The sequence below is a fragment of the Enhygromyxa salina genome (genome assembly GCF_002994635.1).
GTDB lineage: Bacteria > Myxococcota_A > Polyangia > Nannocystales > Nannocystaceae > Plesiocystis > Plesiocystis salina_B.
On sequence record NZ_PVNL01000138.1, the window covers coordinates 147,729 to 161,533 of the forward strand.

Below are 13,805 nucleotides of genomic sequence, written 5' to 3' on the forward strand. Positions count from 1 at the left end.
TTTCTGTCCGATCCTTGGACAGGGAGTTATGTGCTACCTGTGTAGCAAGGTAGGCAGGCCTGCGTCAACAAAAATCCACTGAGACGGTAATAATTCCACATCTGGCCGGATCCGCAGGCGTGCGGGGTTCGGCACAACCTGCCAAAACCGCCGCTATCACTAGCCACGTGCCCATCTGGGCGGGTTCATGCGGCTGGTGTTCGCTCCGGTTCACCCATAGACTCGGCTGGTTTCGCGCGCCACCATGGTCGAGCCGAAGTTCAGGGTACCGCCCGCAGGCGGCTACTGGCCCCATACCTGGGTGGTGGTGGGTGATGTCATCATCTCGCTGACGCAGGAGGGCCAGGTCCAGGACGACCTCTGGGATCTCTTCATCCAGGACATCGAGAAGCGGTCGACCGAGCGCATGCTGGGGATCGGCATCGGGGCGATCAACATCAACAGCCGTCAGCGCCGCAAGCTGGTGCAAGCCATGCACGACAAGCGGGTGGCCGCGGTGCTCGGCAGCAGCGTCGCCCGGGGGATCGCCACGGCGCTCGGGTGGATGGGGCTGAAGATCCGCGGGTTCGGCTGGGACGACATGCCGGGCGCGTTCGAGTACCTGGGGTCCGAGCAGGTCGTCATCGACGACGCTGTCGAGGTTGTCACCCAGCTGCTCGCGCGGGCTGGGGCGCCGACGATCGAAGAGCTGGCTGCTAGCTGAGCTCGACCAGCAGATCCCCGACCAACAGCGAGTCGCCCACGCCCACCGCGACCCGCTGCACCGTCCCGGAGACCGGCGCGGCGACGACGGTCTCCATCTTCATCGCCGACAGCACCACCAACGGATCCCCAGCCGCGACCTCGTCGCCGGCCGAGACCCGCAGCTCGATCACGACCCCAGGCATCGGCGCGGCGACCGAGCCGGGATCATCCAGGGCAGCCCGCTCGCGCGTCACGGTGTCCTGCGCGACCGAGGCATCACGCACGAGCATCGAGCGCGACTGACCGTTGAGCTCGAAGAACACCTCGCGCTGGCCGTCGGCCCGCACGTCCCCGATCGCGGTGAGCTTGACGATCAGCAGCTTGCCGCGCTCGATCTCGAAGCTGGTCTCTTCGCCGAGCCGCATCGGCGCGATGAAGTTGCGCGTCGGCAGCAGCGAGACGTCGCTGTAGTCGCGGCGAAACGTCATGTACTCGTCGAACACCTGCGGATAGAGGGCGGCCGAGACGACGTCGACGTCGCGCACGTGGGCACCCCACTTGCCCGCGAGCTCGCGCTGCAGGTTGTCGAAGTCGAGCGCGGGCAAGCTGGCGCCAGGCCGCCCCTCGATCATCGGGGCGTCACGCACGACCTGGGTTCGCAGCGGCTCGGGGAACCCGCCGTACGGCACGCCCAGGTAGCCCTGAAAGTACTCGACGACCGAGCGAGGGAACGACAGAGTCTCGGCCCGCTCGCGGACCAGCGCCTCGTCGAGATCGTTCTGAACCATGAACTGCGCGAGGTCCCCGACGACCTTCGAGCTGGGCGTGACCTTGATGATGTCGCCGAGCAGCCGGTTGGCCGCCGCGTAGGCCCGCTTGATCGCCTCCCAGCGCGAGGCGAGCCCGAGCGAGCGGGCCTGGAACTGCAAGTTGGTGTACTGGCCGCCCGGCATCTCGTGCATGTAGACGTCGGTGCTGCCGCTGCGCAGGCCGGACTCGAACGGCGCGTAGAGGCCCCGGACCTGCTCCCAGTAGCTGTTGAGCGGCTGGATCTCCGCCAGCGCGAGCCCGGTGTCGCGGTCGGCCCCGGCCAGCGCGGCGACGATCGCCCCCATTGAAGGTTGCGAGGTCAGACCGGCCATCGCGTCGAGGGCCACGTCGACCACGTCGGCCCCGGCCTCGGAGCACGCCAACATCGAGGCGACGCCGGTGCTCGCGGTGTCGTGGGTGTGGACGTGGATCGGCAGATACGGAAACGCCCGGCGCAGCGCGGTGATCAACATGCGCGCGGCCCCAGGCTTGAGCAGCCCGGCCATGTCCTTGATGCCCAGCACGTGCACGCCGCGATCCTGCAGCTGCCCGGCCAGATCCACGTAGTACTGCAGCGAGTACTTGGTCCGGGTTGGATCCGAGACGTCGCCCGTGTAGCAGATCGCGGCCTCGATCACGCCGCCCGCGGTCCCGACCGCGTCGATGCCCAGCTCGAGGTTGGGCACGTAGTTGAGGCAGTCGAAGATCCGAAACACGTCGACGCCCCGGCGCTGGGCCAGCTGCACGAACCGGTGCACGACGTTGTCGGGGTAGTTGGTGTAGCCGACCGCGTTCGCGCCCCGCAGCAACATCTGAAACGGAATGTTGGGGACCAGCGCGCGCAGCCGCTCGAGCCGATCCCACGGGCACTCTCGCAAGAACCGCAGCGCCACGTCGAAGGTCGCGCCGCCCCACATCTCGAGCGAGAAGCAGCCGTTGAGCACATGCGCGGTGGCGGGGGCGACGGCCGCGAGCTCACGGGTGCGCACGCGGGTGGCGAGCAAGCTCTGGTGAGCGTCGCGCCAGGTCGTGTCCATGAGCAACAGGCCTCGATGCTCGCGCACGGCCTTCGCAAACGCCTGGGGCCCCTGCTCGAGCAGGATCCGGCGCCAGCCCTCGGGCGGACTCGCCAGGCCCCGCGCGAGCGCAGGCGGCAGCTCGGGATCGGGCCCTGGCGGGGCGCTGGACGCTGGCGCGACCGTGGGCCCGTTGACCGCGACCTCGCCCAGGAACCGCAGCGCTCGCTGAGCCCGGTTGCGACGACGTGGAAAGTTGAACAGCTCGGGCGTGGTGTCGATGAAGTCGGTCCGAGCCTGGCCCGACGAGAAGGTCGGGTGGCGCAGCACGTTGTGGAGGAACTGAATGTTGGTCTTGACCCCGCGGATCCGAAACTCGGCGAGCGCCCGGTGCAGCTTGGCCGTGGCCGAGTCGAAGCTGTCCGCGTGCGCGGTGACCTTGGCCAGCAGCGAGTCGTAGTGCGGCGAGACCTGGGCGCCCGCGTAGCCAGCTCCACCGTCGATCCGAATGCCCATGCCCGCCGCCGACCGGTACGCCTCGATCCGCCCGGTGTCGGGTTGAAAGCCGTTGAGCGGGTCTTCGGTGGTCACCCGGCACTGGATCGCAAACCCACGCGTGCTGATCTCGCCCTGCTCGAGCCCGAGCTCGCGCAGCGTCGCCCCGCCCGCGATCCGGATCTGCGATTGGACGAGATCGACGAGCGTGACCTGCTCGGTCACGGTGTGCTCGACCTGAATCCGCGGGTTGACCTCGATGAAGTAGTGGCGGCCCTCGCCATCGACGAGGAACTCGACGGTGCCCGCGTTGCGGTAGCCGGTCGCCCGGGCCAGCGTGACCGCGTCCTTGGTCAGCGCCGCACGCACCGCGTCGTCGAGGTGCACCGCTGGCGCGACCTCGACGACCTTCTGGTGGCGGCGCTGGACCGAGCAGTCGCGCTCGAACAGGTGGATGACCTCACCGGTGGCGTCGGCGAGGATCTGGACCTCGATGTGGCGCGGGCGCTCGATGTAGCGCTCGATGAACATGGTCCCGTCACCGAACGCCGACTCGGCCTCGGACTGGGCCCGCTCGAACGCCGAGGCGAGCTCCTCGATGGTTCGCACCACCCGCATGCCCCGACCGCCGCCGCCCATCGCGGCCTTGACCATCACGGGCAGGCCGTGCTGGTCGACGAACGCGCGCGCTGCCTCGGCGTCGGCGATCGCCCCATCGCTGCCCGGGATCACCGGGACGCCCGCCTGGATCGCGATGGCCCGCGCGCGGGTCTTGTCACCGAGCGCCTCGATCACATCGGCGCTCGGGCCGACGAAGCGGATCCCCGCGGCCTCGCAGGCCCGGGCGAACTCGGCCCGCTCGGACAAGAACCCGTAGCCCGGGTGGATCGCGTCGACCTGGTTTTGGCGCGCGACGTCGACGATGCCCTCGATGTCGAGGTACGCCGCGACCGGGGTCTTGCCTTCGCCGATCAGGTAGGCCTCATCGGCCTTGTAGCGGTGCAGGTGGACCCGGTCTTCGCGGCTGAAGATCGCAACCGTGCGGATCCCGAGCTCGGTCGCGGCTCGGAACACACGGATCGCTATCTCGCCGCGGTTGGCACACAGGAGCTTGCGGATCGGGCGATCGGGCACGAGCCGGAGTGTACTCGACCGCGGGCGTGCACTCGCGGTGATTGTTGCCCGCTCGCGCGTGGGGCCAGCGCCGTCCACGCCCGCCTGAGCGCGCGCTCAGACAGTTTCAGTCGGCTGCTCGCGGCGGGTCCAGATCGTCAGCGCCCGGCGTTCGCCTTGGCGAATCGCGAGGGCGCGGTGCAGGTGCGAGACGCTGCCGGGGAACACCAGGGCGTGACCGATCGGGACCACGTCGCTGCGAAAGCCCTGGCGCGGAAACTCGAGGTGCCCACCCTCGAAGCTGTCGTTGAGCGCCACGGCGATCGTCAGCTCCGACTGCCCGTCGTAGTGCAGATCCATGTCCTGCTGGCGATGCATGTCGTAGCGGATCAAGAAGGGTGGCTGCATCCAGCCGACCTCATAGGCGCCGAGGTAGAGCCGGCGCAGCACCGGGTTGACGTGGCGCTCGAGCAGGGCGGCCAACACGTCCTCGAGACCCGGTGAGATGCTCCGCAGCCGCAGCTCTGGCGCGCCGTAGTCATCACCCGGCGCCGGCTCCCAGCGTCCGACCGCGTCCCCGAGCCAGACCAGGTAGTCGACGAACGCGCGCGACAAGAACGGAAAGCTGTAGAGATCGGGCGCCCAGGTGTGCAGCGCTCGCTCGACGAAGTGATCGCCGACGGTCATGTAGCGGACCTGGGTGGCGTCACGCAGGACCGGGTCGACCATGGCGGGGTCGTAGCGAAACAGCCAGTCCAAGGTGCGGTGTTGGTCGGGCGCGCTCATGTCTCGCTACCCGATGTAGAGCGGATTCTTGACCTTTTGGATCAGCCAGGTGTAGCTGCCGCCAAGGCTGATCGACCCGCCGGGGCTGGCGCTGGTGGTGATCGCTACCCGAAGGTTGACGGCGACCGGCTTGGGTTTGACATAGGGCGGCTTGCTACCCGGCGGAGACCACGACAGCCCGGCCGAGTACACGCCGTGCTCGAGGCCACCGCCGCCGCTGACGTCCACGAACCACCCACCAATATTGGTTGGATCCTTCGACACGAACCCCATGATGATACCGAACTCAGCGCTCCCGCCCAGCTTGCTCGCCGACGTCGCGCCACCGAGCGAGAGCGCGGGGCCGAGCGACGAGAACACGCAGCGGGAGTGCTCGTAGCTCTTCTCATGATCCAGCATTTGGGTGATCCCGATCGAAGCCGTGGGCCCAGCACCGACCGTGACGACGGGCTGCGGGCCGACTGGGGCGCTGGCCGCAAGCGTCAGATCTGCCCCGAAGATAAAGCTGGTGCCATGCAGCCGGTGGCCGATCTCGAGTGCCCGCTTCATGATGTCGAGCTCGAGCAGCTCGCTGATGTCGTCCGCGGCCTTGCTGAACTTTCCAACGAACAGGCTATCGCGGATCGTGGTGAGGATGTTGCTGGGCTTGGCGAACAGCTTGATCTCGACATCGAGCAATTCAGCCGCGAGCTTGGCGTAGTCGCCAGCCACCGAGTCGTAGGCGGCGCGGAACGCCGCATCGATCGCGTCCTGGGCCAGATCTTCGAGCCAGTCGACGCCCTCGTTGTAGGTCTTTTCTGCGTATTTGACCGCCGCCTCGTATTGATCGTCGGCGTAATCGACCACCGTGTCGAGGCTGCCCTCGATCGCGCCAGTCGTCGCGTTGTAGCCCTTGACGACTTGTTTGCCGGTCCAGTCGCTCGCTTCATTGACCGCCTTGCCCACGGCCTTGCCCGCGTCGTCCGCGGCCTTCCCGACCGACTTGCCTGCCTTCTTGCCCTTTTTGAACGTCTTCTTGATGCCCATGATGCGCAGCCAGTGTAGGCGTCGCGCAGACGCACACGCGGACGAATGTCAGGACAGTCGTTGTTCGATTCTCTGGACACGACCGTCGGCCTTGCGCACTGGGATTCACGGGTGGCCGCGGAGCGTCCACTAACTGTGTCGCGGTGATCGACGATCAGCCACGGCGGCGGCGGAGGCCGACGCCAATGCCGAGTCCGACCACCGCGAGCACAGGCCACGGCGCGTCGCGGGGATCTGTGCTCATGCATCCGCAGCCGCTGGCGTCGCGATCGGCCGGGGCAGCTCCGCCGGTCGTGTCGGTGCCCGCTCCGGTGTCGCCGTCGCCGTCGCCAGGATCACCATCTCCGTCGCCAGGATCACCGTCTCCGTCCCCATCGCCATCCCCATCCCCATCCCCATCCCCAGGATCGGGGCTTGGATCATGATCAGCCGGCCACTCTGGAACGATTGGGTCGGGTCCTTGCGCACCCGTCGAGAACCGGAATTCATAGCCATCGAGCGCCTCTCCGTGGACCGTCTGCACCCCTTGATCCACCGTCACCGTGTAGACCGTATTGGCGACAAAGTCCTGCTGCGGACGCAAGTGGACCACGTGGGCGTCCTGCCCATAGTAGTGCCACAGCGACACGGGGATCGTCTCACCGCCCTCGGACACCACGTGAAAGCTGGCCTCGCTCAGCGGCGCGTCTTCGAGTCCGCGCGAGAACACCAGCGTCACCCAGCTCTCGATCGTGCTCGAGTCGATCGGGTGATTGGCCGCGCCATCGGCCGGCATCGTCGCGAGCACCGGCCCCGGCAACGGCTGGCCGTGCGCGAGGGCCCACAACACCCGCCAGTAGCGAGCGACGATCTCCCCCTCGCACGGCGGCGCCCCCGACACGTCCTCGTCGAGCAGGTGCACGCTGCCCCACGGGAACGGCTCGGCCGCCTCGGCGACCTTGTCGGGCATCTGCGAGAAGACCCCCACGGAGTTGACGGCGATCCGCAGCAGGTTCTGCCCGTTCATCATTCGCTCGGGATCGACGTCGTAGCCAACGCTGTCGTAGAGCGAGTCGAACACCACATAGGGCACCCAATCACCCGGCGCCGTCATCGGCTCGAAGTTCGACATCATGATGAGATCGCTGGCCGTGTCGAACTCGCCAAACGCCCCGTCGTAGAGCTTGACCCGCTCGCCGTACAGCGAGTCGAACACCTGGTCGGCCATGCCGTGCGAGGCCATGCCCAGCAAGAACGCCAGGTGCTCGCGACCCTCGTCCGACAGCGGCGCAGAGTAGGTCGACATGATCCAGCTCAGGTACGCGATCTGGAACGGCTCCCAGTGGGCGATCTCGGCGTAGTCGTCGCCAAGCGGGTAGCCGCCGTCGGGGAACATGGTCCCGTTGTCGAACATCTTTTGCAGCTCGGGCCGCGCGAGGAATTCCGCGAGCGGACCGTCGGGCACATGGGTGACCGCGTCGTGGGTGATCCACAGGTGCGTCGACTGGCCGTTGGCGAGCGCGGGCGCCGACGCCAGCACGGTTGCGACGCCGAGCAGTCCGCTCAGGACGTGGCTTCCCCGACTGGACCTGTCCACGAGTGGCGTTCGCAGGCGGGCGAGGGGCCTCCCTCGAGCTGAAGACCGCTTCGGCGGGATCATGGCCGCCACTCTAACAGGAAGTCTCGCGTCGCCGTCAACGAATGACACGACCACGATACGCCGCGGTCACGGCGTGAGCACCACTTTCACGCAGCGGTCCTTCTGCTCGTAGAACAGCTCATATCCGGTGGCTGCTTCCTCGAGCCGCAGCCGGTGCGTGATGATGGCGGTCGGGTCGATCTCACCAGTGACGATGCGCTCGAGCAGGGGCCCCATGTACCGGTGCACATGGGTCTGGCCCATCCTCCAGGTGAGGCCCTTGTTCATCGCGGCGCCCATCGGCACGCAGTTGAGGAAACCGGCGTAGACGCCCGGAATCGAGAGCGTGCCACCCTTTTGGCAGCACTTGATGATCTGCGCCACGACATAGTGTCGATTGATCAGCTTGCTGATCCGGAGCGCGCCCGCGATCTTGTCGAGGGTGTCGGCCACGAGCCCGCTGCCGTGGGCCTCCATGCCGACCGCGTCGATGCAGGACGCGGGTCCGCGTCCGTCCGTCATGTCCATCAGCCGCGCGTAGACCTCGTCGGCGTCGAAGCTGTCGATGGTCTCGGCGCGGCCGTAGGAGCGCGCGAGCGCGAGTCGCTCGGGGACATCATCAATTGCGATCACCCGTCCGGCGCCGAGCATCCAGGCGCTCTGGATCGTGAATTGGCCGACGGGACCGCAGCCCCACACCGCGACCGTGTCGCCAGGCTGGATGCAGGCGTTCTCAGCCGCCATGAAGCCGGTCGGCAGGATGTCGGAGAGGAACAGCACTTGCTCGTCGGACAGCCCGTCGGGGACCACCATCGGTCCGACATCAGCGTAGGGAACGCGCACGTACTCGGCCTGTCCGCCGGCGAAGCCCCCGGTGATGTGGCCATAGCCGAAGATCCCGGCGGTCGCGTGACCCATGACCTTGCGCGCAAGCGCTTCGTTCGGGTTGCTGTTGTCGCACAGCGAATATTGCTCTCGCGAGCAAAAATAGCAGTAGCCGCACGAGATCGGGAATGGCACGACCACGCGATCACCGAGCTTCAGCCGGGTGACGGCGCGCCCGACCTCCACGACCTCACCCATGAACTCGTGGCCAAGGATGTCCCCCCGGCGAAGCGTGGGAAAATGGGCACCATAGAGGTGAAGATCGGAGCCGCAGATCGCCGTGGAGGTCACGCGGACGACGACGTCCCCAGGGTGCTCGATCTTGGGGTCGGGGACCGTCTCGACGCGGACGTCGTGTTTTCCATACCAACGCAGCGCTCGCATGTTCTTCGCTCCTGGTCTCGTTTGTGATGGTGTGATGGACCGCGCGAAACGACGCGCGGTCACGACCATTCAAGTAGCCTCGCGAGGTGACGCGTCCAGGCTGAAGCCTCGAACAGCGGCCGCGCGGGTAGACAGGAGCCGCGCGACGCCGCGCGGTCCACTGGCGGCGCATCGGACGATCTGCATCCAATTCTAGCGTTCGCGCGGCCCAGCGAGCCGTGCTCGTAGCCATTGGTGCCCGACCGACCACGACGTGATCTCACCCAGCGGGGCGAGGTTCGCGCCACTCGCCGATGTGCGCCTTGAATGAGCACCGTCGCGGCATCCCGCGGGGCTACCCTGGGTTTGGGTTCCCGTTTGACTGAAGCTCACTCGAGCTCGTTGGCCGAAGACGTGCACTCGGCCACGCCGAGGTGGCGCTGGTACGCGCAGTTCCACTCGACCAGGCGCACGGAGATCTCGGCGGCCAGCTCAGCGTCGCCGGTCTCGACGGCCTCGAGGTAGTCCTCCCAGTCGACGGCGTGGGCCGCCGCGTCGAACCCAGTCGAGGTCAGCGCGTCGGCCATGCTCGACAGGATCACCCGAGTATAGATGACGCCCTCCCAGGTCTCGGCGACGGCCTGCGAGGTGCCGAGCTCCGCCGACACCACGGCCTTGTCGCAGTACTTGCGAGCCCGCTTGGCAAACGCAACCGCGAGGTCGCGCTCGATCTGCTTGGCGTCGATCTGCTCCGTCGGCCCGTTCAACATCCTCCGCATCCGCGCCAGGCCGGGGCCGTTGCGATCCGCGAGGCGATCTTCGAGGGCGTCAATCAGGCCCAGCGCCTCGCTGGCACCAGCGGCCGAGCGTGACGCGGCCTGGGTAATGATCAGCTGATACGCCACCGCGTACATGCCCTTCTCGATCTGCTGCTTGGCGGCCTTGACCGCGGTCGCGTCGGCGAGCTCGGTGGGCCCGACCAGCTGCTCATGCCCCGCTGCAAACGCGGCGGCGATGCTGGTCTCCCACGGCTCGCGACCAGCGGCGTTGCCGGGCAGCGCGTCCGCACGGGCGGCGAGCGGGCGGAGAGCACCGGTCCAGATGCAGTAGGCCTCATCCCACGCGGCCACCGCCTCGGCCCCACGCACGCGGTCATCCGCGACCTCACCGAGCAAGCGACGCATCTCGAGCAGCGCCAGCGCGCGCAGCTGGGCGGTGATCGTCACCAGGTCCACGCCGCGCGCGGCCTGCTCGTGGGCAGCCATCGCGGCCAGGACCTCCTCGATCAACGCGCGATCTCGCGGCTGATCTTCGCTGACGCGGGCGAGGTTCCGATCTGCCTGGGCGACCCAGTCGAGCGCGCCGTGCTGGTCTGGACCGCGCAGCCGCTCGGCGATCTCGCCGGGCTCGAGCGCCCCGGAGCGCGCGTCGAGATCGCTGAGCACCCGGCCGAGCTCGGCGCACGCCGGGCTGGCCTGGGCACCCAGGACCCCGCCCGCCTGATCGGCTGGCGGCGTGGCGGCGACCGGCTTGGCTTCGACCGGCGTGCCCGCGCTCGCGGCGGGTGGCTCGGGGGTCTGCTTGCAAGCCCCCAACGACAACAACAAACCAAAACACAGACTCGTCGTGCTCAGCGTCCGCACGCGCGCATCGTTGCTGCTCGCCAACTCGCTGTCAACGGAGCCTGGGTGCCTCACCGACGACCGCGTCAGCCACCGCCGCCTCGGTCTCCGGGCCCGCTGCGGTGGCAACTTGCACGCGCGAGTACCCAACCGCGATGCCCTGCTCGCGAAACAGCTTGGCGACCTTCTCTTGGACCCGCGCCCGCGCGCCAGGGAAGTCGTGCCGGTTCGACGCCCACACCAAGTAGCGGATGTGCAGCGCCGAGCTGCCGAGCTGATCGACCCAGATGATCGGATCGGGCTCTTCGAGCACGTCGGGATCTTCCATCGCCAGCGCGTACAGGAGCGCGCGCACGCGATCGAAGTCCTCGTCGTAGGACAGCACCAGATCGATGTTGATCCGCCGGATCGGGTTGCGCGAGAGGTTGGTGATCTCCGACTTGATCAGCGACTCGTTGGGCACGCGCACGAACAAATTGTCGAAGGTGCGCAGCTTGACCGAGAGCAGGTCCACGGACAGCACCTCGCCCGTGGTGTCGCCCACGCGGATCGTGTCGCCGATGCTGAACGGTCGCTCGCCGAGCAAGAACAAGCCCGAGATCAGGTTGGAGGCCGAGGTCTGCGAGGCGAACCCCAGCGCAACGGTGAGGATGCCAGCGGCACCCAGGAGCACGCTCAGCTCGACCCCGAGCTCTTGCAGGATCATCACGCCGGTCAGGGCGATGACCGTGTAGAACACAAAGCGTCGGCCGAGCATCGCGCCCTGGGCGCTGCCCCGCTTGATCGCAAACCGACCGACCAAGCTGCCCAGCACCCGCGCGGCCACGAACCCGACCACGATGAACAGCAGCAGGCGCAGCCCGAGCACCGCGATGTCATCGGGGTCCTTGGCGAGCAGCTGCGCGAGCCAGCCGCCCTTGGGCTTCTTGACCCAGACCGAGGTCCAGACGGCGGTTGCAGCGGTGAGCCTGATGGTCATGACACCCAGAGGTAGCGACGCACTCACCCGGAAAACACCGCGCTGAACGCCCGCGCGAGCACGTTCGTCTGACGATCCTGACGCGAGCGCGAGACCAGCGTGACCGGGCCAGCCTCGGGTGGCGGCGTCGCCTCGATCCGCGCCGGACCCGTCGCCGCGCCCGAGTAGCCGACCGTCGTGGCTTCGGTCCACAGCTGGCCCTCCGCGTCACGATACACCGACATCTGCGGCAGCGGCAGCGCCAGCCGCTGGACTCGCAGCGCGTCGTTGTGATCGTTGCGAACCAGCGCCGAGGTGGTGATCCGCGGACCCCGAACGTCGCCTGGCTCGACCCGCGCGCGCGTGCGAGCGGCGTAGCACAGCGTGCCGTCGAGGGTGTTGTCACCAAACCATGTCTTGGACGGGGTCCACGCCGGGAGCTCGTCGAAGCTGGGCAACATCCGGTCGGGCTTGCCCGCGACGCCGCGCGAGCCGATCGCGAGCTCGACCCACAGCGGGCTCGCCATGTAGATCGTCGCCGACTGCCCACCGGGGATGATCAGGGGCAGCTCAGGGCGCGTGACCACCGGCCGATCCGCGACGCGTGGAGTCAGGCGCAGCAGCGACGAGCTGTCCGTGAACAAGAACCGGCGCGGCGACAGATCCGCGGGCCGCTCCACGTCGTCGCGCGCGGTCTCGAGGGTGTCGTCGAAGGGATCGTGCGACCAGCGGCTCGCGACCTGCCACTCGCGCTCGAGGTGGGTGACCCACAGGCTCAGCGCGCCGATCCGCCAGTACCGCGTGACCCCGCTCGGGATCTCGATGCTGCCCCACCAGTCCCGCCGTGGACCAGCAGCGTCGTCCGTGGTGGTGTCAGTCGCGTCGTCTATCACTTGGCGCGCTTGACCTTGATCAGCTTGAACTCGGTGCGCCGGTTCTTGGCCTGACCCTCTGGCGTGTCGTTGCTGGCGATCGGCTCTTTTTGCCCGGCCCCGCGAGTCTCGAGCCGGCCGGGCTCGACGCCGCCTTCGACCAGGTACTGCTTGACGCTCTCGGCCCGATCTTTGGACAGCTCGAGGTTGTGCTCGACGGTGCCCTGGTTGTCGGTGTGGCCGACGATCTCGATGCGGATGTCGGGGTAGTCCTTGAGCACCTTGATCGCGCGATCGAGCACGGGCTTGGTGGCGTCGGTGATCTCGCTCGAGTCGGTGGGGAACTCGATGCCCTCGATGATGCCGCTGAACTCGCGCATCTCCGTGGGGATCTCGTCGGGGCAGCCGTCTTCGTCCTCGAACCCGTTTTCGGTCTCTGGCTTGGTCTTGCAGGCGTCGATGCTGTCGGGGATCCCGTCGCCGTCCTGGTCGCGGATCGGGCAGCCGTCGGGCTCGACGCCGGCCTCGTAGGGGCACGCGTCCTCGGTGTCGAAGAAGCCGTCCTTGTCGGTGTCGCGCGGGGGGCAGCCGTCGGGCGAGACGCCGGGGACGTCGGGGCAGTCGTCGCGCTCGTTCGAGAACCCGTCTTTGTCGCGATCGGGATCGGGCGGCGCCGCCACCATGGGCTTGGCCCGACCCAGGGTGAAGCTCAGGCCAGCCAGAAACTCGGCGTGGCTGGTGAACGAGTCTTGTGTGGCTTGCTTGGCCGCGATCACGTGGCGGCCCTCGACGCGCAGCGCGATGTAGCGATGCAGGTACAGCTTGACGCCGCCGCCCCAGTGCAGCGCGGGGTCGACGTCCTTGCCCAAAATGATCGGGTTCGAGGCCACGCCCATGGCCCCAGCGCCGACGAGCACGAACGGCGCGACGTTCCACCACGGCAGCTGGGCGATCACGTGGCCGCGCGCGGTCCACAGCGGCGCGATGTCGTTGGTGCTGGTGCGCGCGCGGGCGACGACGCCGGCCCCCTCGACCTCGACGCCGATATAGCGCTCGGGGAAGAACGCCGCTCGCAGCCCGGCCTCGCCGCTGACCTGCCACAGCGGCTTGTGTCCGCTGTCTGGATCGTAAAAGTCGTGGTTCTCGGCGGGGAAGAACATGCCACCGAACAGGCCGATCTCGGCCATCAGGCGCTCCGGTGCCCAGCGCTTGATCCAGGGCACGTCGCGGCGCCGCTTGTCGTAGGTCTCGGCGACGACTCCGACCCGGAGCTTCCACGGCAGCGTGGCCTTGTCGACCTCCGCAGGCTCAGCTTTTGCGGGGCCCTCGATGCCGGTCTCGGCACCGGGCTCGACTCCGCTTGGCCCAGAACCGAGGGAGGCGTCGAGGGAGGCGCCGGAGGCGGCCTCGGTCTGGCTCTCAGGCTCGGTGGGCGGTGCCCCAGCGTGGGCCGGCGAAGGCCACAGCAGCACAGCCGAGAGGCCGAAAGGGACGAGCGATAGCAGGCGCGCGGGGGTCGTCATCGAGGGGCTGACTCGCGGGGGGGGGGAGAGGCTG

General features: G+C 68.0%; 10 protein-coding genes. 1 reads left to right on the plus strand and 9 read right to left on the minus strand.

Annotation, left to right across the window (positions count from 1 at the left end):
* The first annotated feature begins 244 nt into the window (after nucleotides 1-244).
* Nucleotides 245-703, plus strand: coding sequence for a hypothetical protein (locus ENSA7_RS37585; protein WP_106094243.1), 459 nt, complete (start codon nucleotides 245-247; stop codon nucleotides 701-703).
* Here ENSA7_RS37585 and pyc read toward each other — a convergent pair.
* The 9 genes from pyc to ENSA7_RS37630 form a co-directional block, all read right to left on the minus strand.
* Nucleotides 696-4,139, minus strand: coding sequence for a pyruvate carboxylase (pyc, locus tag ENSA7_RS37590; protein ID WP_106094244.1), 3,444 nt, complete (start codon nucleotides 4,137-4,139; stop codon nucleotides 696-698). The genes ENSA7_RS37585 and pyc overlap by 8 nt on opposite strands.
* Nucleotides 4,140-4,235: 96 nt before the next feature.
* On the minus strand, nucleotides 4,236-4,904 hold the full coding sequence (locus ENSA7_RS37595) for a 2OG-Fe(II) oxygenase (RefSeq protein ID WP_106094245.1): 669 nt from the start codon (nucleotides 4,902-4,904) through the stop codon (nucleotides 4,236-4,238).
* 6 nt (nucleotides 4,905-4,910) lie between these two features.
* A complete protein-coding gene (locus tag ENSA7_RS37600; RefSeq protein WP_106094246.1) occupies nucleotides 4,911-5,930 on the minus strand; it encodes a hypothetical protein in 1,020 nt (339 codons plus the stop codon).
* A gap of 154 nt (nucleotides 5,931-6,084) precedes the next feature.
* Entirely contained in the window at nucleotides 6,085-7,506 is a 1,422-nt protein-coding gene (locus ENSA7_RS37605) for an Ig-like domain-containing protein (protein WP_181234490.1), read from the minus strand.
* Nucleotides 7,507-7,635: 129 nt separating this feature from the next.
* Complete coding sequence (locus ENSA7_RS37610) at nucleotides 7,636-8,817, minus strand: zinc-dependent alcohol dehydrogenase (RefSeq protein WP_106094248.1); 1,182 nt, start codon at nucleotides 8,815-8,817, stop codon at nucleotides 7,636-7,638.
* 368 nt (nucleotides 8,818-9,185) lie between these two features.
* Nucleotides 9,186-10,439, minus strand: coding sequence for a hypothetical protein (locus ENSA7_RS37615; RefSeq protein WP_146158597.1), 1,254 nt, complete (start codon nucleotides 10,437-10,439; stop codon nucleotides 9,186-9,188).
* Nucleotides 10,440-10,470: 31 nt separating this feature from the next.
* Complete coding sequence (locus tag ENSA7_RS37620; RefSeq protein ID WP_106094250.1) at nucleotides 10,471-11,397, minus strand: mechanosensitive ion channel family protein; 927 nt, start codon at nucleotides 11,395-11,397, stop codon at nucleotides 10,471-10,473.
* 23 nt (nucleotides 11,398-11,420) lie between these two features.
* Nucleotides 11,421-12,269, minus strand: a complete 849-nt coding sequence (locus ENSA7_RS37625; RefSeq protein ID WP_106094251.1) for a DUF432 domain-containing protein — start codon at nucleotides 12,267-12,269, stop codon at nucleotides 11,421-11,423.
* A complete protein-coding gene (locus tag ENSA7_RS37630; RefSeq protein ID WP_181234491.1) occupies nucleotides 12,266-13,720 on the minus strand; it encodes an OmpA family protein in 1,455 nt (484 codons plus the stop codon). Before ENSA7_RS37630 ends, ENSA7_RS37625 begins: the two co-directional genes overlap by 4 nt.
* Between the last annotated feature and the right edge of the window lie 85 nt (nucleotides 13,721-13,805).

Coding starts and splice junctions, on each gene's coding strand:
- ENSA7_RS37595 (WP_106094245.1), bottom strand. CDS start 4,904: ATGAGCGCGCCCGACCAACACCGCACCTTGGACTGGCTGTTTCGCTAC.
- ENSA7_RS37600 (WP_106094246.1), bottom strand. CDS start 5,930: ATGGGCATCAAGAAGACGTTCAAAAAGGGCAAGAAGGCAGGCAAGTCG.
- ENSA7_RS37585 (WP_106094243.1), top strand. CDS start 245: ATGGTCGAGCCGAAGTTCAGGGTACCGCCCGCAGGCGGCTACTGGCCC.
- ENSA7_RS37610 (WP_106094248.1), bottom strand. CDS start 8,817: ATGCGAGCGCTGCGTTGGTATGGAAAACACGACGTCCGCGTCGAGACG.
- ENSA7_RS37620 (WP_106094250.1), bottom strand. CDS start 11,397: ATGACCATCAGGCTCACCGCTGCAACCGCCGTCTGGACCTCGGTCTGG.